The sequence below is a fragment of the Streptomyces sp. iso_384 genome (assembly GCF_056172905.1).
Genome location: NZ_JBWBTT010000001.1, coordinates 374,852 through 396,629 on the forward strand (window position 1 = coordinate 374,852; position 21,778 = coordinate 396,629).

24 protein-coding genes are annotated in these 21,778 nt (G+C 70.1%); 14 read left to right on the forward strand and 10 right to left on the reverse strand.

The window, feature by feature from the left end; all coding sequences use genetic code 11:
* Nucleotides 1-4 precede the first annotated feature (4 nt).
* Entirely contained in the window at nt 5-517 is a 513-nt protein-coding gene (locus AC0VY3_RS01690) for a type III secretion system chaperone family protein (protein WP_475548729.1), read from the forward strand.
* A 144-nt stretch (nt 518-661) separates the two neighbouring features.
* A complete protein-coding gene (locus tag AC0VY3_RS01695; protein ID WP_475548730.1) occupies nt 662-2,455 on the forward strand; it encodes a glycosyl hydrolase family 28-related protein in 1,794 nt (597 codons plus the stop codon).
* Here AC0VY3_RS01695 and AC0VY3_RS01700 read toward each other — a convergent pair.
* Nucleotides 2,415-2,774, reverse strand: a complete 360-nt coding sequence (locus AC0VY3_RS01700) for a hypothetical protein (RefSeq protein ID WP_475548731.1) — start codon at nt 2,772-2,774, stop codon at nt 2,415-2,417. The two genes, AC0VY3_RS01695 and AC0VY3_RS01700, sit on opposite strands and share 41 nt — an antisense overlap.
* Before the next feature lie 175 nt (nt 2,775-2,949).
* Here AC0VY3_RS01700 and AC0VY3_RS01705 point away from each other — a divergent pair, with 175 nt between their 5' ends.
* Nucleotides 2,950-3,759 carry a hypothetical protein gene (locus AC0VY3_RS01705; RefSeq protein ID WP_103510933.1) on the forward strand — a complete coding sequence of 270 codons (810 nt, stop codon included), beginning with the start codon at nt 2,950-2,952 and terminating at the stop codon, nt 3,757-3,759.
* Between the two features lie 46 nt (nt 3,760-3,805).
* Here the strand turns inward: AC0VY3_RS01705 and AC0VY3_RS01710 are convergent, their stop codons facing one another.
* The 3 genes from AC0VY3_RS01710 to AC0VY3_RS01720 form a co-directional block, all read right to left on the reverse strand.
* Nucleotides 3,806-4,048: a hypothetical protein gene (locus tag AC0VY3_RS01710; protein ID WP_475548732.1), complete on the reverse strand. Its 243-nt coding sequence runs from the start codon at nt 4,046-4,048 to the stop codon at nt 3,806-3,808.
* Nucleotides 4,045-4,293 (reverse strand): hypothetical protein, encoded by a 249-nt coding sequence (locus tag AC0VY3_RS01715; protein ID WP_103510932.1) that lies wholly within the window; start codon nt 4,291-4,293, stop codon nt 4,045-4,047. Before AC0VY3_RS01715 ends, AC0VY3_RS01710 begins: the two co-directional genes overlap by 4 nt.
* 147 nt (nt 4,294-4,440) lie before the next feature.
* A complete protein-coding gene (locus AC0VY3_RS01720) occupies nt 4,441-4,827 on the reverse strand; it encodes a YunG family protein (RefSeq protein ID WP_103510931.1) in 387 nt (128 codons plus the stop codon).
* Between the two features lie 369 nt (nt 4,828-5,196).
* Between AC0VY3_RS01720 and AC0VY3_RS01725 the strand changes: the two genes are divergently transcribed.
* A complete protein-coding gene (locus tag AC0VY3_RS01725; protein WP_103510930.1) occupies nt 5,197-5,940 on the forward strand; it encodes a class I SAM-dependent DNA methyltransferase in 744 nt (247 codons plus the stop codon).
* Nucleotides 5,941-5,971: 31 nt separating this feature from the next.
* Here AC0VY3_RS01725 and AC0VY3_RS01730 read toward each other — a convergent pair whose 3' ends face one another.
* Nucleotides 5,972-6,394: a hypothetical protein gene (locus AC0VY3_RS01730; protein WP_103510929.1), complete on the reverse strand. Its 423-nt coding sequence runs from the start codon at nt 6,392-6,394 to the stop codon at nt 5,972-5,974.
* Nucleotides 6,395-6,863: 469 nt separating this feature from the next.
* On the opposite strand from AC0VY3_RS01730, the gene AC0VY3_RS01735 reads away from it, so the two are divergent.
* The gene (locus AC0VY3_RS01735; protein ID WP_475548733.1) at nt 6,864-7,085 is read left to right on the forward strand and encodes a YozE family protein; all 222 of its coding nucleotides are present in this window, start codon (nt 6,864-6,866) and stop codon (nt 7,083-7,085) included.
* Between the two features lie 2,056 nt (nt 7,086-9,141).
* Here the strand turns inward: AC0VY3_RS01735 and AC0VY3_RS01740 are convergent.
* Nucleotides 9,142-9,702: a P-loop nucleotide/nucleoside kinase family protein gene (locus tag AC0VY3_RS01740; protein WP_475548734.1), complete on the reverse strand. Its 561-nt coding sequence runs from the start codon at nt 9,700-9,702 to the stop codon at nt 9,142-9,144.
* Nucleotides 9,699-10,457: a GntR family transcriptional regulator gene (locus AC0VY3_RS01745; RefSeq protein ID WP_205086329.1), complete on the reverse strand. Its 759-nt coding sequence runs from the start codon at nt 10,455-10,457 to the stop codon at nt 9,699-9,701. The genes AC0VY3_RS01740 and AC0VY3_RS01745 overlap by 4 nt, the downstream gene beginning before the upstream one ends.
* 273 nt (nt 10,458-10,730) lie before the next feature.
* Between AC0VY3_RS01745 and AC0VY3_RS01750 the strand changes: the two genes are divergently transcribed.
* From AC0VY3_RS01750 to AC0VY3_RS01775, 6 genes are all read left to right on the forward strand, one after another.
* Nucleotides 10,731-11,249: a hypothetical protein gene (locus AC0VY3_RS01750; protein WP_475548735.1), complete on the forward strand. Its 519-nt coding sequence runs from the start codon at nt 10,731-10,733 to the stop codon at nt 11,247-11,249.
* Nucleotides 11,246-11,647: an XRE family transcriptional regulator gene (locus tag AC0VY3_RS01755; protein WP_475548736.1), complete on the forward strand. Its 402-nt coding sequence runs from the start codon at nt 11,246-11,248 to the stop codon at nt 11,645-11,647. The genes AC0VY3_RS01750 and AC0VY3_RS01755 overlap by 4 nt, the downstream gene beginning before the upstream one ends.
* Nucleotides 11,644-12,225, forward strand: a complete 582-nt coding sequence (locus AC0VY3_RS01760; RefSeq protein WP_475548737.1) for an HNH endonuclease — start codon at nt 11,644-11,646, stop codon at nt 12,223-12,225. The genes AC0VY3_RS01755 and AC0VY3_RS01760 overlap by 4 nt, the downstream gene beginning before the upstream one ends.
* The gene (locus AC0VY3_RS01765; protein ID WP_475548738.1) at nt 12,222-13,898 is read left to right on the forward strand and encodes an ATP-binding protein; all 1,677 of its coding nucleotides are present in this window, start codon (nt 12,222-12,224) and stop codon (nt 13,896-13,898) included. The genes AC0VY3_RS01760 and AC0VY3_RS01765 overlap by 4 nt, the downstream gene beginning before the upstream one ends.
* Before the next feature lie 251 nt (nt 13,899-14,149).
* A complete protein-coding gene (locus AC0VY3_RS01770) occupies nt 14,150-14,371 on the forward strand; it encodes a helix-turn-helix transcriptional regulator (protein WP_097867535.1) in 222 nt (73 codons plus the stop codon).
* Between the two features lie 539 nt (nt 14,372-14,910).
* Entirely contained in the window at nt 14,911-16,146 is a 1,236-nt protein-coding gene (locus tag AC0VY3_RS01775; RefSeq protein ID WP_475548739.1) for a tyrosine-type recombinase/integrase, read from the forward strand.
* A gap of 78 nt (nt 16,147-16,224) precedes the next feature.
* On the opposite strand, the gene AC0VY3_RS01780 is transcribed toward AC0VY3_RS01775, so the two are convergent.
* Nucleotides 16,225-16,986 (reverse strand): phosphoglyceromutase, encoded by a 762-nt coding sequence (locus AC0VY3_RS01780; protein ID WP_030078295.1) that lies wholly within the window; start codon nt 16,984-16,986, stop codon nt 16,225-16,227.
* A gap of 205 nt (nt 16,987-17,191) precedes the next feature.
* Here AC0VY3_RS01780 and AC0VY3_RS01785 point away from each other — a divergent pair, with 205 nt between their 5' ends.
* Nucleotides 17,192-18,478, forward strand: coding sequence for an MDR family MFS transporter (locus AC0VY3_RS01785; RefSeq protein ID WP_103511807.1), 1,287 nt, complete (start codon nt 17,192-17,194; stop codon nt 18,476-18,478).
* Between the two features lie 110 nt (nt 18,479-18,588).
* Here AC0VY3_RS01785 and AC0VY3_RS01790 read toward each other — a convergent pair whose 3' ends face one another.
* Nucleotides 18,589-18,738 carry a hypothetical protein gene (locus AC0VY3_RS01790; protein WP_170994697.1) on the reverse strand — a complete coding sequence of 50 codons (150 nt, stop codon included), beginning with the start codon at nt 18,736-18,738 and terminating at the stop codon, nt 18,589-18,591.
* Nucleotides 18,739-18,921: 183 nt separating this feature from the next.
* On the reverse strand, nt 18,922-19,599 hold the full coding sequence (phoU, locus tag AC0VY3_RS01795; protein ID WP_006125649.1) for a phosphate signaling complex protein PhoU: 678 nt from the start codon (nt 19,597-19,599) through the stop codon (nt 18,922-18,924).
* A 198-nt stretch (nt 19,600-19,797) separates the two neighbouring features.
* Here phoU and phoR point away from each other — a divergent pair, with 198 nt between their 5' ends.
* The gene (gene phoR / locus AC0VY3_RS01800; protein WP_103511806.1) at nt 19,798-21,060 is read left to right on the forward strand and encodes a two-component system sensor histidine kinase PhoR; all 1,263 of its coding nucleotides are present in this window, start codon (nt 19,798-19,800) and stop codon (nt 21,058-21,060) included.
* A gap of 5 nt (nt 21,061-21,065) precedes the next feature.
* Entirely contained in the window at nt 21,066-21,737 is a 672-nt protein-coding gene (gene phoP / locus AC0VY3_RS01805; RefSeq protein WP_007446453.1) for a two-component system response regulator PhoP, read from the forward strand.
* Nucleotides 21,738-21,778: the final 41 nt, after the last annotated feature.

The following is a 21,778-nucleotide window of genomic DNA, read 5'->3' on the forward strand; positions in this document are numbered from 1 at the left end:
CTGCATGGCTGACGTACCCGACGAGACAGCAGCGGCCCAGGTCATCGAGGCGACGCTGAACGACGCCGGGCTCGTATGGGAGAGCCCGGGGCCCGGCAACTACGTCGTGACGCTGCCCGGCACCCGCAAGCTGTCGACGACGTGTTCGCTGATCGTCGGCAAACACTCGCTCTCCCTCAACGCGTTCGTCGTCCGGCACCCCGACGAGAACGACGCAGAGGTGCACCGCTGGCTGCTGGAGCGCAACCTCCGCCTGTTCGGGGTGAGTTACGCGATCGACTCGCTCGGCGACGTCTATCTGGTCGGCAAGCTGCCGCTGTCGGTGGTCACCGCCGAGGAACTGGACCGGCTGTTCGGCGTGGTGCTCGAAGCGGCCGACGGGGCGTTCAACACCCTCCTGGAGCTCGGTTTCGCGAGCTCGATCCGCAAGGAGTACGCGTGGCGGGTGTCGCGCGGCGAATCCACCCGGAACCTGGACGCGTTCAGCCACCTGACCCGGCGCGCGTCCGACGACTGACGCTCGCCTCCCCGGCTCTCTCCCGGTTTCCCTTCGGTTTTCTCTCGGCGGCGCAGGGGTCTTTCCCTGTGCCGCCGAGTCGTGCCATGCTCGCCGCCAACGCACACATGAACGTCATTCACATACATGAAAGGCGGCTCGGGTATGGCGACGCATCGGGGGAGTGGGCAGGTGCGGGAGAGCGGCGGCCGGGGCGTCGTCGGCAGACGCGCGGTCCTCGGCAGCGCCGTGGCCGTCGCGGCGGCCGCCGTGACCGGAACCGCGACCGGAACAGCCGCCGCCACGGGGACGGCCCGGGCATCGGCGGTCCGGGCGGCCCGAGCGCCCGTGGCCTCCCGCCCGGCCCGTGATGCCGCCCTCTGGAGGGAGTTCGCCGCCGCCCCCTTCACCCACCCCCAGATCCCCTTCGTCGGCCGCGCGGGCTACCGCGCCGGGTCCCCTCTTCCGCGCCGCCGCTCCGCCGGCGAGCGCCCCCGCGGCCTCGTCATCGACGTCGTACGCGACCACGGGGCCCGCCCCGACGGATCGGCCGACGCCGCGCCCGCGATCAACCGCGCCATCGCCGCCGCCGGAGAGCGCGGCGGCGGCACGGTGACCGTCCCGGCCGGTACGTACCGCATCGACGACATCATCCGCATCGGCCACAGCGACGTCGTGGTGCGTGGCGCCGGCAGCGGTGCGACGACGCTGTACGCGACCCGCAGCCTCACCGAGTTGATCGGCGCGTACGGCAGCCGCTACGGCGGCGACAAGTCCAGCTGGTCCTGGGCGGGTGGGCTGATCTGGCTCTGCCCGAAGGACCGTTGGGCCTCGCTGACCGACGCGGTCCGCGCCCGGGACTGGCCCTTCGAGGGCTGGACCGGCAACCGCCGCGACGCCTGGCGCACCCTCGCCACCCCGGCCCCCGCCCGCCGGGGCGACCGCACGATCACCGTCCCCGCCGCCGACGCCCGGAATCTGCGGCCCGGACAGCTCGTCCTGCTCCGCCTCGCCGACGACCCCGGACACACGCTGCTCCAGCACATGGCGGGCGACGGCGAGGGCGCGCGGGCGTACGCCTGGGCCGACAGGACCAAGCTGACCTCGTACGTGCCCTACGAATGGCCGGTCCGCGTCACCGCAGTCCAGGGCCGCCGGATCACCCTGGAACGCCCGCTTCCGCTCGATGTGCGCCCCGAGTGGGACCCCCGGCTGACGACCCTCGTCACTCCGCTCACCGGGTCCGGCGTCGAGGGCCTCACCCTGGAGGCGGTCGAGAAGCCGCAGGCCCCGCATCTGCTGGACCAGGGGTACAACGGCCTCGCGTTCCAGTGCGCGTACGACTGCTGGGCCGACGACGTCACCGTGCGGCACGTCGACAACGGCTTCGGTCTGATCGGCGCGTCCGCCTGCACCCTGCGCCGTACGAAGGTGGAGGGGCGCGGCGCGCACCACCCGTACTACTGCCGCGAGGGCTCGCACGACAATCTGATCGAGGACTTCACCATCGCGGCGCGCACCACCCCCGCGCCCTCCGGCACCCAGCTCCACGGCATCAACGTCGAGGGCCTGTCCAGCTACAACGTCTGGTCGCGCGGCCGGATGGAGATGGGCACGTTCGACTCGCACCGGGGGATGCCGTTCGCCAATGTGCGCACCGACATCACGGTGAACAACAACGGCGTCCACGGCGGCGACGCGAGCGCGGGCCCGCTCTTCGGGGCGCGCTTCACGCACTGGAACATCCGGGTCACCAACGAACGGGCCGGGCTGATGAGGATCGACGGCCTCGCCCCGTACAGCGCGACCGTGGGCATCAACGAGGTACGGGAGTTCGGCCAGATCGACGTCCCCGACTTCACCGGCGACCTGCACACCCGCCTGGAGGCGTACGGGAGCCCGGAGGCGGTCCGCCCGGTCAACCTGTACGAGGCCCAGCGGGCCGTGCGCCGGTGCTGAGGTTCTTCCGGGAGGCCACGTCCAGGGCGTCGACGAGGTGAGGAGCGACCAACTCCCGGGTCTCGTCGGCACGGATGTGGCCGACGGGGTACGGCAGCCGGGCCCGGAAGGTCTCGGCGTCGGCGAGCACGGCCCCGGTCATCGCGGTGAACGCGGTACGCCAGGTGAGGGCGAGCGGCCCGAACGGCTCGGCGGGACAGCCGAACCCGGGGCCGGGTCCGAATTCAGGTTCGACGGGGGCGGACCCGCCGAACCCGGGCCCGGGTCCGAATCCGGGTTCGACGGGGGCGGACCGGAGGGTTGTACAGCGGTTCCCCACAGTGCGTTCACAGGATGATCACAGCAGAATCACGATCGCGGGAGGGGGTCGCCGGACCGCTCATCGCTCACAGGTTCGATCGTAAAGTGTGGATCACTGCGACGGTCCGTCCCAGACGGCGTCGAAGTGCCGCGCGGGGGAAGGGCGGTCGCTCCCCGAACCGGAGAGAAGAACCATGCGCGCCACTGCCGTACGCCGTACCGCCCTCGCCGCCTCCGCGGCCGCTCTCGCCCTGCTGGTCACCGCCTGCGGCGGCGGCTCGTCGGACGCCGATGCCAAGGGCGGGAAGGGCGACAAGGGCACCGCGGGCGGCGGCAGCTCGGCCCCGAAGACCCCGGCCAAGGCGCTCACCGCCGCCGAGCTGGAGAAGGCCACGCTCGCCCAGGGCGATGTGGAGGGCCGCAAGGTCACCGAGGCGGGTCCGGACGACGAGGTTCCGGCCGACGGTGTGACCGTCGACAAGAAGGAGTGCCTGCCGGTCGCCCACGCCATGTACGGCGTGGCGCAGAAGGGTTCGGTGGCCACCACGAAGCGCAAGGTGATCGACGAGCCGAAGGCCGGCGGCAAGAAGTCGCTGGAGGACCTGAAGGACGGCGGGGCGGAGGACGCGTTCAAGGACGCCTTCAACCTGACGTCCACGTTCGTCGCGCTGAACTCGTACGAGGGGACGGCTGGCCCGGACGCCTTCGCCGCGCTGAAGAAGGCCGCGGCGGACTGCGCGGGCGGCTTCACCGCCACGGTCGCCGGCACGACGACGAAGTTCGCCTCGGTCACCGAGGAGAAGGTCACCGGCGGCGACGAGTCCGCGGCCTGGACGGTCACCTCCGACGACGGCGGCGACCAGGCCCCGTTCAAGCTGGTGGCGCTGCGCAAGGAGGGCTCCGTGGCGACGTTCTTCGCCTTCAACCTGGCGGCGGCGGGCGGCGGCGTGAAGTTCGAGGTGCCGGCGGAGGTCGTGGCGGCGCAGGACAAGAAGCTCGCCTGACGTACGGACGTGATGCCCCTGCCCTGTGCGGCCCTGCGCCGCTCGCTCAGGGCAGGGGCACGAGCCGGACGACGGTGACGGTCAGCACGGACCGGGAGACGTAGTAGAGGACGATGGCCCCGGAGACGGTCGCCTCACGCCGGTCCCGTTCGCTCTTGACGGCGGTCGAGGCATGGCCGTACGGCTCCTCACCGAGGGTGCGGGTCATCTCGTCCCGGAAGGACTCGCCGCCGCGCATCTTGGCCAGGGTGTCGTCGGCGGGCGGTGCGTAGGAGATGCGGAAGCTCAAGCGACGCTCCGCCTCTCGGCCTCGTCCTGCGCGAGCCGGTCCAGGATCTTCTCGGCCTCGGGATCGGGCACGGCCTCCAGCATCCAGTGCCGCATGACGGCCTGGATCTCGTGCACCCCGGCCTCGTTGATCGCGAGATCGAACTCCTCGCGTCTCTCCTCGGGCAGCGCGGCCCGGATGTCCGGGATGCTGTTGGGCACGTCGACCTCGGTACCGCCGACGAAGGTCTTCAGAGACTCACCCATGATCGCTCTCCTCGATCTCCTTGCCCTGGAAGCAGACGGACGGTCCGGGCCCACCGTAGTGCGTGCGAGGGGCATTTCGGCCGACCCGGGCGGGCACGGATCGGCCACGGATCAGCCACGGATCAGATGGGACGCGGCACTTCCCGCTCAGCTCCGCCCGAGCTTCGCCACGACCCGGTCGCGCAGAAGCGCGTACTCCTCCTGGAGCCGCGGCAGCTCACCGGGCGGCCGGGCCATGACCTCACCGCCCACGACGACCTCCTCGGGCCCGAACTGCTCCCGGGTCAGATCGACCTCGACGCCCAGGCCCAGCCGGTTCCACCAGTGGAAGTCGGTGCGCACCCCGCCGACACGCACCTCGCCCCGGACCAGCTCCCCGCCGAGCAGGTCGTTGAGCACCATGGCGGTGACCCCGCACTGATCGCGCGCCGGATTGTCCGGAGTCCAGCGGTCGCGGTACTCCGGGGTGCAGGTCTCGGCGCTCCAACTGTCGCGGAGGGCCTGCTCGATGGCGGAGAGCAGGTGGACGGTCATGGTGACGATCGTGGCAGGGGGCACTGACAACGCGCCCGCGCCGTCGTCCGCCGTGGCGTATCAGCTGTCGTCGGCGACCGTACGGCGGTCGTGCCGCCGCCTGACCAGGAGGACGGCAAGGTGCACTGCCGTGAAGGCCGGTGAGATACCGGCCAACACCTCTACGCAGAGCGGGCTTCCGGAGCTCGCCGCCGCCAGAACGCCACGACGGCCAGGAACGCCGAGTAGCCCGGTGTGTTCGGACACGACCGCATCTCGGCCACTGTCCACCCCGCTCCTTCATCCTGCTGTCCAGCGGCGCCCATGGCCCCCATGGCCCCCGGGAATTGCGTCGACAGACGTCGCCGCCGCCCGGCAGAGTGGTCGCCCGTGACCAGCAGCGAACTGTGGACCCGAGAGACCGCCGACCGCTACGACGCCGAGGAGGCGGAGAACTCCTCGCCCGCCGTCCTCGGACCGACCCTCGACTTCCTGGCCGAACTCGCCGGTGACGGCCGGGTCCTGGAGTTCGCCATCGGCACCGGCCGCGTGGGCGTGCCGCTGCGGCAACGCGGCGTACCGGTGACGGGCATCGAACTCTCCGAGCCGATGGCGGCGGTGCTCCGCCGCAAGGCCGACGAGGAGACGCTCCCGGTGGTCATCGGGGACATGGCCACGACGGCCGTCCCCGGCGAGTTCACCCTGGTCTACCTCGTCTACAACACCATCGGGAACTTGCTCACCCAGGACGACCAGGTCGCGTGCTTCGAGAACGCGGCCCGCCATCTGGCACCCGGCGGCCGGTTCGTCATCGAACTGGTCGTGCCGCCGCTGCGGTTCCTGCCGCCCGGCCAGACCGCGGTGCCGTTCGACGTGTCCGAGCGGCACATCGGCTTCGACACCTTCGACCTGGTCGAGCAGACCCTCGTCTCGCACCACTTCACCCGCGACGGCGACGACGGCCGCTACCGCCGAGGAACCTGCCGCCAGCGCTACGCCTGGCCGGCCGAGCTGGACCTGATGGCCCGCATCGCGGGGCTGGAGCCGGAACGCCGGGTCGCGGACTGGGACGGGTCGCCGTTCACCGATGACTCCGGCAAGCACATCTCGGTGTGGCGCAAGCCGGTGGCCTGAGGTCACCCGCCCCGACCCGACCCGGACGAGCTCACATCCGCTTGAGCCCGACGTACTGGAGGGCTGCGAAGCCGCCGACCGTCAGGCTCTGCAGCACGATCCAGACCGCACCGACGCCGGTCGGAGACAGCACACCGGAGACCACTGCCACCAGGCTGAGCACAACCCACAGCAGGTTCGCCACGATGACCGCCGTCAGTCCCGTGCGGTCGATCTCCTTCCGCGTCCCGATGACCAGCACGCCCACCGAGTAGAGCAGCAGGAACGCCCCGACCGGGTACTGGACTGCCGTCGTGACGCCGAAGAAGGAGTCGAGGACCGTGGCGAGCGCCAGGTACGCGATGCCGTTGAGGCCGGTGGCCACCGCGTCCAGCTTGAGCGCCAGCCTCGCGAAACCGTCGGATCCCGTCGCCCCCGCGTCTGAGGCGACACCGTCGTACTGCGTCGATGCCATGGTCGTCGTTCCTCTCGTGCACCGGGGAGTCGCCCGGGTACGGAAGCGGCTCCTCCGCGGGGCCGCCGAACCGTGCCGAAGGTAGGCGGCCCCCACGGAGGGCATCAATTACCTCCGAGGTCATCGGCCCGTCGCACCCGGCGACCTGCGCCCACCCGGGCCCGTAGGCGGCCCGGGAAACGCGAAGGCCCCTCACCTGCCCGAACAACGCAGGTGAGGGGCCCGATCGCGTTCTCTGCTACTTCTTCTTGCCCTGGGTCTGACCGGCCCGGTTTTGACCCCTGCTCAGGGGCCCACGCATGGCCGCTGACCTGCGGTCGAGCGGTGGTCGTTGGTTGTTGTTGGTCATCGTTGGCTGGTGTCTGACGGCCCACAGACGGCCCGGCTGGTCGATGCACCTTGGTCGCGCGACAGGTGGCCTGCCCGCGATTCCCGTACGGCGCGAGGAAGGCGATGGCACGATGAACAGATGGCCCAGAACCCGAGTTTCACAGCATGGTTGAAGACTCACAAGAAGGACCAGAACGCCATCGGAGACCTGGCCCGTGATGTCGCCGCGGATCCCGACTGGCCGAGTCGGCGTCAGCTCAGCGGCCAGCGGGAGTACCTGGAAGAGCGGGGGGCGATCCCTGCGGCGGTGGCGACTCTGGAACGTGCATGGGAACTCTATGAGGCCCAGCAGGAGCGATGAGGAGACCGCCAGACGCAGGGCCAAGGTCTCTTCCCACGCGAAATCCGACGTAAGGCCGGGGGAGCGGGTTGTCGCTTGTCTTGTCACTTGTCGTGGTGCAGGTCAGATGGGTGTCTGCGGTCTGCGGTGGGTGCGGCTGACAGGAGGCGACAAGCGACAAGACAAGCGACAAGCTGAGGCCGCCACTGGTTGCGGCCCCAGCGGCGTTGTGAGGGAGGGGATAGAGCGAGCGGCGAGCCGCGCAACCTCTTGGCAGCTCGCTCCGCGAGCGCGCGCACTCCGCCGGCCGACTGGCGCGGCGTGGCGCGGTGCGGGTCCGGGGGGTGAAGAGACCACCCAGGGGCCTGGGGCGTGGTCTCTTCCGTCAGACGCGGGCAACTGTCACTGAAGAGCCTTCCAAGAGGCTACGCAGGGGGGGTGAGAGCTCCCGGGCCTCTTCCCTGAGTGGCCATTTCTGGGGCGAGGGGCAGTGGTGCCCCGTGGAGCGTCTGCGCTCCTTGCGGAAGGGGGTTTGCCCTCCGGGTGGCTGGGAGGCCCCTCGGGGGCCCGCCAGAGGGTTGCACGGCCTAATTCTTGGCCGCCCTACGCGCGCGTGCGCGTAGGGGCCCTCTCCCCCTCAGCGGGTCAACTCTCAACTTCGCAGGTCAGGCGCGGTTGCAGGGTTCAACCGCTGCTGATGCCGCAACTAGCCGGGGCCCCCTCCTGCGTGGCGTCCTTGGAAGGCTCTTCAGGAGGGGCGCGCGCTGGGGAGGCGATAGGGGAGGCGTCGGGGAGGCGGGGAGTTCTCCCCAACCGCTTCCCCGACGTGCCTCCCCGGGGCTGACCTGCACAGATCGGCTTTTAGGGAGGATGGGGAGGCAGGGGAGGTGACCTCTCCGGAGCCCCTGGAGAAGCGGTTTTCCGGGGGTGGGTCTGCCTCCCTCCCCGGCTTGCGCGGCATCCGGAAGAGCGGTGCCGGTTCCCTCTCCCTTTAACCCATCCTAGAGATTTGGTGTAAGACAGCGTCCGCAGCGTCCGCAAGGGGTCGGGAAGCGGGTCTGACCTGCGGGAATGGCGCGGACGCTAAACAAACTGTTTAGCGTCCGCTAGCGTCCGCAGCGTCCGCACCCCTCGCTCCTCTTAAGAGCATCACCGCAGGTCAAGACGGCTCTTAAGGTGGAGGGGTGCGGACGCTGCGGACGCTGACCTCTCCTCCGGCGCGGGGCGCTCTCCGGCCGTGAGGATTCCGCTTCCCGCTCACAAGCGAGAGGAGCACCCCTGGCGGAGTGGCGCGGGGTGCTCCTCTTGCTGGCACAGTCACCACCCCTTGTAGCACTACAAAAACCTCCCCTCTTTTTTTCCTAAGTAGGAAAGGTCTGCGTCACCGCGTCACCACGGCAGGGCAAAGGGGGCTTTGACCTGCGGAAAGAGGGGGTGACGCAGAGCCAGAATCCTGCGTCATCGTGCGTCACCTGCGTCACCCGATGACGCGGCCCTGCGTCACCGATGACGCACTCCCGGATGCCTGCGTCACCCTAAAACCGCAGATCAGGGGGTTCGGGTGACGTTGATGACGCGGTGACGCAGAACTCCGGCCCTCGGACAGGTCCCGTACTGCCGGGCCCGCACCTCGTCAAGCTGCCCGAGTTGGCCGGCGGGGTGCGCGCTCGCGGAGCGAGCTGCCCAGGGTCGTGCGGCTTGCCGCTCGCTCTATCCCTTCTCCGGAACCGGTAGGCCAAGCCCACCAGCGCCCCACGGGCGCGCTGGACCCCCTTCCGGGTAGGTCGGAGACCCCCGAACCCCGTTCGGCCGCCAAAGCCCCCGTAGCGACGCTGGGTGACGGAAGTTTCCCGTCTCGCGCGCGCACGCGTGGGGGCCCCTGTCGGAAACCAGGAAACCGGAAACTCCGCTACTCCGCGTGCACGCGTCCGCGCGGGGAGGCCGTGTCGAGCCAGACGCCTCCGGGCCTATTGGCCCGTGGGCAGAGTGAGCGCCCCTGCTAGACCTAGCAAGGACCCTTGCTAGGTCTAGCAGGGGCGCTAGCACCCGAAAGCGCTTCTGAGCTGCGAACTAGCACCTAGCGCCCAAGTTTGAGCCCTGCTGTTTCGAGCGCTTTCAGCACGGAATCCGGGTCACCGCCGTAGACGATGTGGGGCTCATCGGGCTGAGGCGGGATGAATCTCGTCCGATACCTGGCCAGGTCGCTTTCCGAGAAGAAGATTGAGTTTGCGTCGGCCTGGTGCCGAGCGTTTCGCTCGCTGACCCGCGTCCAAAGTTCCTCGTGGCTTGCCTCCAAGTAGACGAGCACTGACCGGCCTCCGGCGTTAGCGACCACCGCACTCCAGTGCGTGCGGTCTTCTGGAGTCCAGAACCCGTGATCCACCACGACGTTGTGTCCTGCCCGAAGCTGCTCGCCAAGGTCCACGGCGGTCTCCTCCAGCACCGGGCGTTCCAGCTTCGGGAAGATGCCTCGTGGGAAGTCGACTCCATACACGCCGTGGCGACGGAACATCTCTTCGTCCGGGCATAGACGGACGAATCCACGGGCCGTGAGAGCGCGCGAGAGCGTCGTCTTACCAGACCCGGGAAGCCCCGCCATCAGGACGCAGAACGGCTCTGAAGCCGAAGCCGCCGTCACTGCGCTACCTCCGACTCTGTGAGCCATGTCCGGCCCGGACCGCCGAGGTCCACGCCGTACTCCACGACCTGGCCCGAGCTGTCGATGAACTTCGCGGTCATGACGACCACCGGCTCCATCGGGAGGTTCGACGGGTCTAGCTCTAGAAGCTTCGCGTCTGCGGGCCTCAGCGAGCGGGCTGAAGCGGTGTCGATCCGGCGAGTGATCGGCCGTCCGGTGGCCTGGGCGATGAGCTGCAACGACGTGCCACCGGTGAGGCGCGCACTCTTGGCGAGTTGGGGCACCAGATGTCCGTACTCAGCGGGGATCCACGAGGTTGAGTGCGCGACGATGCCAAGGCGATCGCGGTATACCCGGCGTCGGCGGATGACGTCCGAGTCCGGCGTGATGTCCAAAGCCGCTGCCACATCGGCCGGCGCTGAGACCACCGATGCCTCATGTGAGTCGGACCGCTCACCCGCTCCCCAGCTTGAACCGCTGCGGTGGCCCCGGTCCTGCCGCTGGGAGCCTGAGGACATCGGCGTGGGGCGGTCGATCACCTCGGTACCGATGCCGTGAATGCCTCGCACGAGCCCTTCGCCGCGAAGCTGCCGCAACGCCTTCTCAGCCGTGGCGGTACTGACACCCCACTCCTGTGCCAGGGTCTTGATGCTGGGCAGAAGTTCGCCCGGCCGAAGCTGCCCTGAGGTGATCAGCTCCGTGTAGTGAGCGGCGATTCGTGCGTACGGCGCCCGCTGCCCGACCTGGTCCGGCATTTCGTCAGCTCCTTCTCTCTGTTGATGCGTTCCCTAGCGTACCGCTTGACACCCTAGGGTGCCCTAGGGAACCTTAGGGGTGTGCCCACCGGTCGCTCTGGTCGGGGAGGCACGGCAGCGCTGTGCGCCTGGTGCTGACCGAAAGAAAGCCCTGGCCAAAGGGCCAGGGCTCTCACAGGGAGCGGCTCCCTACCGCCAAGCAGAACGCCGCTCCCCGACCCTCGAAGGGGTAAGACCATGATGCCTGGAACCTTAGCGACGCCGCTTCCCCGTGTGCCGGTTCAGTCCGGTGCGGTGTGGGTGCAGGACCTGACCGGCGCGGAGCGGGCCGTGGCCCTGTACGCGTCGGACATGCCTGCCAACCGTCGCCGCCAGTCGCCCGAGCAGGTTCGGGACTGGATCGTGCAGGGCGTTGAGCGGCTGGGGCTGGAGGAGATCGGCCGTCGGGCCGCGTTCCGCTACGGCTACCGGCTGCTGGAGATGAGCGGTCTCGTCACGGCGCAGATCGCTCAGCGGCACGAGCAGCGGTTCCCCGCCGCGCGCCGTCTGGCCGTTGCCGATCAGCAGTCCGCGAACAACGTCCTGTGGTTCGGGATGAGCGAGCAGACGCGGCGGCGCAACCTGACCGCTGTGGTCGACGGTGATTGCCCGTGCCGTGGCACCCGGCAGATCCGGGCCGTCTACGGAGAGGGTCAGGACCAGCTCGCCATGCTGTGTCCGGTCCACGCTCAGGCGTCGATCCGGGCCCAGCGTGAGGGCAACCGGCAGGAGCTCCCGGGGGGCCGGGCGTGACGACCACTCTCGACACCGCGACCGCTGCCGGGCCGGAGCAGCCCTATCAGCTTCAGGCTGCGGACACCCCGCTGGGACGGGCCCGGGTCGCCCGGGGCTGGTCGCAGGAGAAGGCGGTCCGCGCCCTGGTCCTGCTGGCCCGGTCCCGGGGGTGGCAGGTGGCTTCGGAACCGTCGCTGAAGGTCCAGCTCTCCGGCTGGGAGCATGGCCGGAGGCGACCGAACGAGACCTACCGTTTCCTGCTGTGCGCGGTCTACCGGGCCACGGCGGAGGAGTTGGGGTTCGACCTGGGTGACCGGTCCGCGACCGTGAAGACCCTCCGGGAGCGGATCAACGACCTGGAGCGCCTGGTTGAGCACCTGGCGGGTGCGGGAGCTGTGCACGGGGTGTCGGCATGAGGAACGGCCACCCGCTCAACTCCACCCGCCGACGCGCGCGCAAGCACCAGCTCGCCGTCCGCGACGGCCAGCGGTGCGCCTACTGCGCCGTGCCGTTCGTCTCACTGAGGGAAGCGACCCTCGATCACGTCGTGCCGGTGTCGCTGCTGCGGACGTGGTCGGCCGGTGCGCTCGTGCTCGCCTGCCGCCCCTGCAACCACGCCAAGGCCGATCGCTTCCCGCTCTCCATCGCCCTGCTGCTGGTCTGGGCCCACCGCCCCGACCAGCGTGACGACCCGCGTCACACCCCCCGTCACACCGACCCGGGCAACGTGTTCACGACCGACGAGTCGGTGTTCACCGCGTCCGACCGATCGACCCGACCGGCCCCGACCATGCTCGGTCCGGGGGAAGTGAACTGGCTGCTGCTGGCCCGACTCGTTCACGCCCGCACGGCCCGTGAACGGTCGACTCCTGACCAGGCAAAACACCGCAAACAGGATCGTCGTGCGGTGCGGGTCGGCCGACTCGCGCACCCCCGGCGGACCGCCCGACTGAACACCTGTGAACAGCCGACCGATCGAGGGGTGAGCGCATGAACACCGATGTCCAGCACGTGAACGGTCACCCCCGACCGATCGACCCCGCCAACCCGACCGGGCCGCCGCCCGTGAACATCGATCGGTCCGGCGTGAACACCGGCCGCCCGACCGTGAACGTCCGCCGGTCGGGTGGGAAGTCGGGGGAGGACGGGGGCAAGAAGCCGTCGGCCGCAACCCGCCTGGTCGCGTTGGCGCGGGAGCGGTACACGTTCGTCATGTCGACCGACGCCCGCCCCTACGCGGTCGCCATCGACGGCCCGAACCTCGCGCTCCCCCTGCGGGGCAAGACCGGAGTTCGGCAGCGTCTGGCCCGCCTGTACGCCGACACGTTCGACGGTGACGTCGCCTCGCAGTCGGCCCTTGCGGACGCCATGACGGTGCTGGAAGGGATCGCGGAGGACAACGACCCCCTCCCCGTGCATCTGCGGGTCGGCTCCACCCCTGAGGGGCGGATTGTGGTCGATCTCGGCACCGCCGACGGCCGCGCGGTCGTGGTGTCGGCCGGCCACTGGGAAGTCGTCGACCGGGCTCCGGTTCTCTTCCGCCGCTCCGGGGCGATGGCGCCCATGCCCGTGCCCGTCCGCACCCCGGACGGCCTGGACCGGTTCCACTCCATGCTGAACATGGACGAGAGCGCGTTCCGTCAGATGGCCGCGTGGATGGCGGCGGCCTGGCTGCCCGACATCCCCCACCCGATCCTGACGTGCAAGGGCGAGCAGGGCACCGGCAAGTCCATGACGGCTCAGATGGCTATCAACCTCATCGACCCGTCCCCGGCCGCCAGGCGCAGCCAGCCGCGCGACGAGAAGGCATGGTCCCGGCAGGCGTTCACCTCGTGGGCGTTGTGCCTGGACAACATCAGCACGATCCCCCGGTGGCTGTCGGACACCCTGTGCAAGGCCGTCACCGGAGACGGTGTCGTCGACCGGGCCCTGTTCACCGATGACGACGTGGTCGTTCTCTCCTACCGCCGCGTGCTCGCCATGACGACCATCGACGCCGGAGCCCTGGCCGGAGACCTGGCCGAGCGGATCCTGATGGTGGAACTGCAACTCATCGACGGAGCCCGCCGCCGCTCGGAGGAGGAGTTGGACGCGGCGTTCGCGGAAGCCCGCCCCGCGGTACTCGGTGCGCTGCTGGACCTGCTGGCCGGGGTCCTGGAAGTGCTGCCCTCGGTTCGGCTCGACACGATGCCGCGTATGGCGGACTTCGCCCGCGTCCTGGCCGCCGTCGACCAGGTCACCGGCTGGCAGACCCTCCCCGACTACCTGGCCGCGTCCTCGAACGTCGCCAGCGACGCGTTGGAAGGCGACCTGTTCGGCACTGCTCTCGCCGCTCTGGTGACACGGGCCGGGACGTGGACTGGAACCGCCGCCCAGCTCCTCGAACAGCTCCAACCCGCCAACGGAGTACGGCCTCCTGACTGGCCCAAGGACCCGACCCGGACCTCAGGGAGGGTCAAGCGGCTGGCCCCGCTCCTGCGGTCCATCGGGATCACCGTGGACGACACGCAGCGTAGTAAGGACCCGGACCGGCGTCGCCTCCTGATCCTCACCCGGACCGCGCCGGAGGACACGTCAGCGTCCACACCCTCCGAGCCCGACCAAGGTTCTTTCTGGCCGGAGGAACCCCTGCCGGACCCGGACGACTTCCCGCCCGACCTGCACTGACACGACCGGAACCCTTCCGGGCCGGGCCGCCCCACAGCGGCCCGGACGTGTCATCCGCTGCGGACGCTGAAGCCGTCCAGTGTCCGCAGCGTCCGCCCCAGCGTCCGCCCATCTCACCTCAACTGACCTGCGCAAACCCGAGAGTGCGGACGCTGGATCGCTCTGGACGCTGGCTTACACCAACTCTCTAGGACGGTACCCCGCTACACCCTCCGCGCACCGCACCCCGGACACGAGGAGTCACCACCACCATGCCCACCGACCCCCGCGCCACCCTCCGCGCCGGACTCCCCGACCGCTACCTCACCCCCGAAGACCTGGCCGCACTGCTGTCCGTCCCGATCGAGACCGTCTACCACTGGCGCAAGCGCCGCACCGGACCGCCCGGCTTCCGCATCGGCCGGCACATCCGCTACGACCCCGCAGCTGTCCGCGACTGGATCACCGAACAAGCCGCCCGCGACGCAGCCTGACCCGCCACCCGCACGAGAGGGAGGTAGAGCCCTCCCGCTCTACCCGGGATGCGTGAGCGCCCGTGGACCGGCCGCCGTTGGGCCCCTTCACCGGGGCCCGACGGTAGCCGGGGGCCCTCTACCTCGGTAGAGGGGCAGGTAAGGGCGTCCCACCTGCGAGGTAAGGACGGTAGAGGGGGCCAGTGCCCCGCCCGGCACCCTCCGCCGAGCCGGGGGAGGCGGACCCTCACCGGTCGGGGAGGCGGGGAGGCACCGCCGGAACCCACCCCGAAACCTGCCTCAGCAGCCACCCCGGACCCCCTGCCCCGGCCTCCCCGCCACCCCGCACAGGCCAGGGAGGCGCACCCCGCCGGGTCAGGGAGGCAGGGAGAACTCCCTACCCGCCTCCCTGACCCAACCTCCCCAACCTGACCTGCAACAACACCACTCAGGGAGGCAGGGAGGCACCCCCCGAACACCCCGGAAACCCCCGGAAACCACGGCTCCCGCCACCCCCTGTCTCTCTCCCTGAACCACCACACCGAGAGGAGTCAGCCCCCATGGCTGGCCACATCCAAGACCGCTGGTACAAGACCGAGCCCGGCCCCACCGGCAAGCCCGCACGCCTCAAGACCGACCGCCACGGCACCGGCATGCGCTACCGCGCCCGCTACATCAGCCCCGACGGAACGGAGAAGTCAAAGTCCTTCCCTGACGGACAGAAGCGCAAGGCCGAGCACTGGCTGACCGGCATCGAAGCCGACATGTCGCGCGGCCAGTACATCGACCCGCGCGCGGCCCGTATGACGTTCCAGGAGTTCGGGGAGAAGTGGTTGGCCAGCCAGAGCGGGGATCCAAACACGCGGGCCTCCATCGGCTCCCAGCTCAAGCTGCACGCCTTCCCGCGCATCGGGTCGCGGCCTCTGGGAGCGTTCCAGCCGAGCCATATCCGGGAGTTCGTCACCCAGCTCGAAGCGTCGAGCATGTCCGGCTCGTACGCCCGCGTCATCTTCTCCAACGTGCGGGCGATCCTGAGTGCGGCTGTCGAGGACGGGTACCTCTCGCGGAACCCCTGCCATTCGCGCACGGTGTCGCTTCCGGAGATGGGGGCCCGACGGGTCGTCCCCTGGCTGCCCGGGCGGGTTTTCGCTGTACGGGAGGCCCTGAACGAGCGCTTCCGTCCCATGGTCGACGCAGGGGCCGGGTGCGGACTGAGGCAGGGTGAGATTCTCGGCCTCTCGGTGGAGGGACTGGACTTCGACAACGAGACGCTTCACGTTGTCCAGCAGCTCAAGCTGAGCTTGAGTCAGCCCGTCTTCGCACCGCCCAAGGGGGGCAAGCTGCGGGACGTGCCCCTGCCCGCCCCCGTGGCCGACGCGCTCAAGCGGCACATGAAGCACTTCCCGCCGGTTGAGATCACGCTGCCGTGGATGCGCGCCGGCGGACCGCCCGTGACGAAGCGTCTGATCTTCACCGGCCCTCTTGGCGGGCACGTCTGGCGCACGTCGCTGAATGAGGACCACTGGAAGCCCGCTCTTGCAGCCGTGGGCGTCATCCCGAAGGCGAAGAGCCGGGAGCATGCCGCAGCCCGAGAGCACGGGATGCACGCTCTACGGCACTTCTACGCGTCGGTGCTGCTGGACGCGGGGGAGAGCATCAAGGCCGTCAGCGAGTACTTGGGGCACTCGGACCCGGGCCTCACGCTGAAGGTGTACGCCCACCTCATGCCGAGCAGCCGAGACCGAGCGCGGAAGGCGATCAGCGCGGCGCTCCAGCCGCCCGAGCCTCCGTGCTGACGGCCCACGGACGGCCCGGGAAATGAAACGGCCCCTCACCTGCCCGAAAAACGCAGGTGAGGGGCCTGATCGCTTTCGCTACTTCTTCTTGCCCTGGTTCTTCACAGCCTCGATGGCCGCCTTCGCCGCGTCCGGGTCGAGGTACGTGCCGCCCGGCTTCAGCGGCTTGAAGTCGGCGTCCAGCTCGTACGAGAGCGGGATGCCGGTCGGGATGTTGAGGCCCGAGATGTCCTCGTCCGAGATGCCGTCCAGGTGCTTCACCAGGCCGCGGAGGCTGTTGCCGTGCGCGGCGACCAGGACCGTGCGGCCCGTGAGGAGGTCCGGGACGATGCTGTCGAACCAGTACGGGAGCATGCGGACGACGACGTCCTTCAGGCACTCCGTGTCCGGGCGCAGCTCCGGGGGGAGGGTCGCGTAGCGCGGGTCGTCGAACTGGCTGTACTCGTCGTCGCGGGCCAGCGGCGGCGGCGGGGTGTCGTACGAGCGGCGCCACAGCATGAACTGCTCCTCGCCGAACTCGGCGAGCGTCTGCGCCTTGTCCTTGCCCTGGAGCGCGCCGTAGTGGCGCTCGTTCAGGCGCCAGGAGCGGCGGACCGGGATCCAGAGGCGGTCGGCGGACTCCAGGGCCAGCTGGGCGGTCCGGATCGCGCGGCGCTGGAGGGAGGTGTGCAGGACGTCGGGGAGCAGACCGGCGTCCTTGAGCAGCTCACCGCCACGGACTGCTTCCTTCTCGCCCTTTTCGGTGAGGTTGACGTCCACCCAACCGGTGAACAGGTTCTTCGCGTTCCATTCGCTCTCGCCGTGGCGGAGGAGGATCAGCTTGTACGGTGCGTCGGCCATGAGTCCGAGCGTAATCGAACCCGTGCGGCCTCCGCGCGCCCGCCCGGAACGCGGACAGGGGCGGGCCGGACGGGCCCGCCGGCCGGTGGATTGACGGCGGGCGTCAATCCGGTGGCGGTCGGGGAGCCGGGCTTCGTAATGTCTCCATCGTCGTCGGGGGTATTACCCGAGGCCTTGTTCCGTACGTCCCGTGGGGGGAACCCTTATGTCCGTCGCAGGTCTGCGAACAGCTGCCCGCGAGACCGTCTCGGGGATGCCCCGCGAGTTCTGGTGGCTGTGGACCAGCACCCTGGTCAACCGTCTCGGCGCGTTCGTCGCCACCTTCATGGCCCTGTATCTGACCCTGGACCGGGGCTACTCCGCCTCGTACGCCGGGCTCGTCGCCGCCCTCCACGGGCTGGGCGGGGTCATCTCCTCGCTCGGCGCGGGCGTGATGACCGACCGGCTCGGGCGGCGGCCCACCATGCTGATCGCCCAGACGTCCACCGCCGTGTCGGTGGCGGTGCTCGGCTTCATGCAGCACCCGTTCGCCATCGCCGCCGTGGCGTTCCTCGTCGGCATGGCGAGCAACGCCTCACGCCCCGCCGTGCAGGCGATGATGGCGGACATCGTGCCCCCGAAGGACCGGATCCGGGCCTTCTCGCTCAACTACTGGGCCATCAACCTCGGCTTCGCGATCTCCGCCACCGCCGCCGGGTTCATCGCCGAGTACAGCTACCTCGCCGGCTTCCTCGGCGAGGCCCTGATGACGCTCGTCTGCGCCGTCCTCGTGTTCCTGAAGGTGCCGGAGTCACGTCCCGCGGAAGCACGCGCGAAGACCGCCGACGGCAAGCGGCCCGAGGACGAGGTGCGGCTGACCACCGTCCTGCGCGACGGGCGCTTCATGGGCGTCGTGGGATTGTCGTTCCTGGTGGCGCTGATCTTCCAGCAGGGTTACGTGGCGTTGCCGGTGGCGATGGGCACGGACGGGCTGTCCAGCTCCGACTTCGGCACCGCCATCGCCGTCAACGGCGTGCTGATCGTGGTCCTCCAGATCCCCGTCACCCGCTTCATCCAGCACCGCGACCCGCGCCGGCTGCTGATCCTCTCCTCGCTGCTCGCCGGGTACGGCTACGGGCTCACCGCCTTCGCCGGGTCGGTCGCCGCGTACGCCCTGACGGTGTGCGTCTGGACGCTGGCCGAGATCGTGAACGCGCCCACCCAGACGGGCCTGGTCGTGCAGCTGTCGCCCGCCCGGGGCCGGGGCCGCTACCAGGGCATGTACACCATGTCCTGGTCGGTGGCCGCGCTCGTCGCGCCGCTGATGTCCGGCTTCGTGATCGACCACTACGGCGCGTCCTGGCTCTGGGCCCTCTGCGCCGTGATCGGCACCGTCGCCGGCTTCGGCTACTGGCTGCTGATGCGCAACCTGCCGCGCGAGGAGCAGGTCGCGGTGGAGGCCCTGCCGGAGCCCGCGCCCGTGCCGGCCGAGGCGGTGGAGCGGGCCTGCTGAGCGGTACGCGTACGGCTGCCCGCCCGGGGTCCGGAACCCGTACGCGGAAGGCGCCCGCCCGGAGGATGATCCGGGCGGGCGCCGTCCGTCTCGTACGCGTACTGCGCGGCTCAGCCGGAGCAGCCGCCGCACTGGCACGGGGCGCCGGACTGGCAGCCGCACCCGCAGCCCGAGCCGCAGCCGCAGGCGCCGAGCACGCCTCGGTGCACCACTTCGGTCGGGGTCTCCTGCTGGGGGTCGGTCATGGGGGAATCGGCCATGGTCCCTCCTCGGGGGCGTACGGCTGGGGCGGCCGTCGGCATGGTGCACCGCCCCCGCCCCATTGCATGCCCATCCCGGCAGGCGCATCAACGGCGCACACGCGCAGGAACGTATGTGCGACTCGTGTACGCCGGTGGAGCTCCGGTACGACGACGCGCCGCCCCGCCGTACCGGAGCGGCCGCTACGCGCCCTCGACCGGGGCCGCCGCCTGGATCTCGTCCGCGTGCTCGCCCGTCACCAGGTAGACCACGCGCTTGGCGACCGACACCGCGTGGTCGGCGAAGCGCTCGTAGTAGCGGCCCAGCAGCGTCACGTCGACGGCCGTCTCGATGCCGTGCTTCCAGCGGTCGTCCATCAGGTGCTGGAACAGCGTGCGGTGCAGCAGGTCCATCTCGTCGTCGTCCTGCTCCAGCTGGAGCGCCAGATCGACGTCCTTGGTGATGATGACCTCGGCCGCCTTGGCCATCAGGCGCTGGGCGAGCTGGCCCATCTCCAGGATGGTGGCGTGCAGGTCGTGCGGGACCGCCGACTGCGGGAAGCGCAGCCGGGCCAGCTTCGCCACGTGCTGGGCGAGGTCGCCCGAGCGCTCCAGGTCGGCGCTCATCCGCAGCGAGGTCACCACGATGCGCAGGTCGGTCGCCACCGGCTGCTGGCGGGCCAGGAGCGCGATGGCGCGGGCCTCCAGGTCGTGCTGGAGGTCGTCGACCTTCTGGTCGCCGGCGATCACGTTCTCCGCCAGCGTCAGGTCGGCGTCGAGCATGGACGTGGTCGCCCGCCCGATCGCCGAGCCGACCAGCCGGGCCATCTCGACCAGGCCTTCTCCGATCGAATCGAGTTCCTCGTGGTAAGCGTCGCGCATGGAAGTCCCTCTCCAGTTCCAAACTGAGGCCGGGGTCTCGGACCGACCCCCACGGTTACACGGTGGGGGCACAACGCGTCCGGATCCGACCCCCTAAGTGAACCGGCTCCTACCCCTCGGTGAACTCTGGGCGACGAGTGTTCGAGATGGCACTCGGACGGCTGGGAGGGAGTCGTCGCACCCGCATAACCTTGAAGCATGGACGTGAACGCGGCAGTCGCCGCAGCTGCGGCGATTGCCGGTCTCCTGACCGGTGTGATCGCCATGCTGGCGTTCCGCTGGAGCGAGCGCGACCTGAAACGGCCCACGCGTACGTCGCTGCGGCCGGACAGCAACGCAGCTCTTCCCCCCGGAGTGGACACCGTCCTCTCCGTACTCAGCTCCTCCGCCGTCGTCCTCGACGAGAGCGACGGCGTGGTCAAGGCCAGCTCGGCGGCGTACGCCCTGGGCCTGGTCAGAGGCGGCCGGCTGGCCGTCGAGCCCATGCTCAACATGGCGCGGGACACCCGGCGGGACGGGGAGATACGACAGGTCGAGCTGGATCTGCCCCGGCGCGGCACGGGCCGGGGCGACACCCTCGCCGTCTCCGCCCGGGTCGCCCCGCTGGGCTCGCGGCTGGTGCTGCTGCTCGTGGAGGACCTCACCGAGGCCCGCCGGATAGAAGCGGTACGGCGCGACTTCGTCGCCAACGTCAGCCATGAGCTCAAGACGCCGACCGGAGCGCTCTCGCTGCTCTCCGAGGCGGTGATGGACGCCTCCGACGACCCGGAGGCGGTGGAGCGGTTCGCCGGGCGGATGCAGATCGAGGCGACCCGGCTGACCAACCTCGTCCAGGAGCTCATCGACCTCTCCCGGGTGCAGAACGACGACCCGCTGGAGGACGCCGAGCCGGTCAAGGTGGAGACGCTGGTCGCCGAGGCGATCGACCGCTGCCGCCAGCAGGCCGGCTCCAAGCAGATCACCATGGCCTCCGCGGGAGCCGAGGGCCTCACGGTCTGGGGCAACCGCGGCCAGCTCGTCGGCGCGCTCGGCAATCTCGTCGAGAACGCCGTCAACTACAGCCCCGCCCACACCCGCGTCGGCATCGCCGCACGCCGGATGGCGTCGCCCGGCGGGGACCTCATCGAGATAGCCGTCACCGACCAGGGGATCGGCATCTCCGAGAAGGACCGCGAACGGGTCTTCGAGCGGTTCTACCGCGTCGATCCGGCCCGCTCCCGGGCCACCGGTGGCACCGGTCTCGGCCTCGCCATCGTCAAGCACGTGGCCGCCTCGCACGGCGGGGAGGTCGCCGTCTGGAGCTCCGAGGGACAGGGCTCCACCTTCACCCTCCGGCTGCCCGAATCGGGCGTCACGAGGGAGCGCACCACCGGCGGACCGCTTATCGTCAACGGCGACGACGAGGGGCCGTACGAGACCGACACCTTTGACCCCTTCCCTGCCCCGGAGGCTCTTCCGTGACCCGAGTGCTTGTCGTCGAGGATGAGGAATCCTTCAGCGACGCCCTGTCCTACATGCTGCGCAAGGAAGGTTTCGAGGTCGCCATCGCGGCGACCGGCCCCGACGGGCTGGACGAGTTCGAGCGCAACGGCGCCGACCTGGTCCTGCTCGACCTGATGCTGCCCGGCCTGCCCGGCACCGAGGTGTGCCGCCAGCTCCGCAGTCGCTCCAACGTGCCGGTGATCATGGTCACCGCCAAGGACAGCGAGATCGACAAGGTCGTCGGGCTGGAAATAGGAGCCGACGACTACGTCACCAAGCCCTTCTCCTCCCGTGAGCTCGTCGCCCGCATCCGGGCCGTCCTGCGCCGCCGCGGCGAGCCGGAGGAGGTCACCCCGGCGGCCCTGGAGGCGGGCCCGGTCCGGATGGACGTGGACCGGCACGTGGTCACCGTCTCCGGCGGCAAGGTCGATCTCCCGCTCAAGGAGTTCGACCTGCTGGAGATGCTCCTGCGCAACGCGGGCCGGGTGCTGACCCGGATGCAGCTCATCGACCGGGTCTGGGGCGCGGACTACGTCGGCGACACCAAGACCCTCGACGTCCACGTGAAGCGTCTGCGCGCCAAGATCGAGCCCGACCCGGGCGCGCCGCGCTACCTCGTCACCGTGCGCGGCCTGGGCTACAAGTTCGAGCCGTAAACCGCGGGGGCCCGTACACGTCGAGGGGGCGCTTCCCGGCC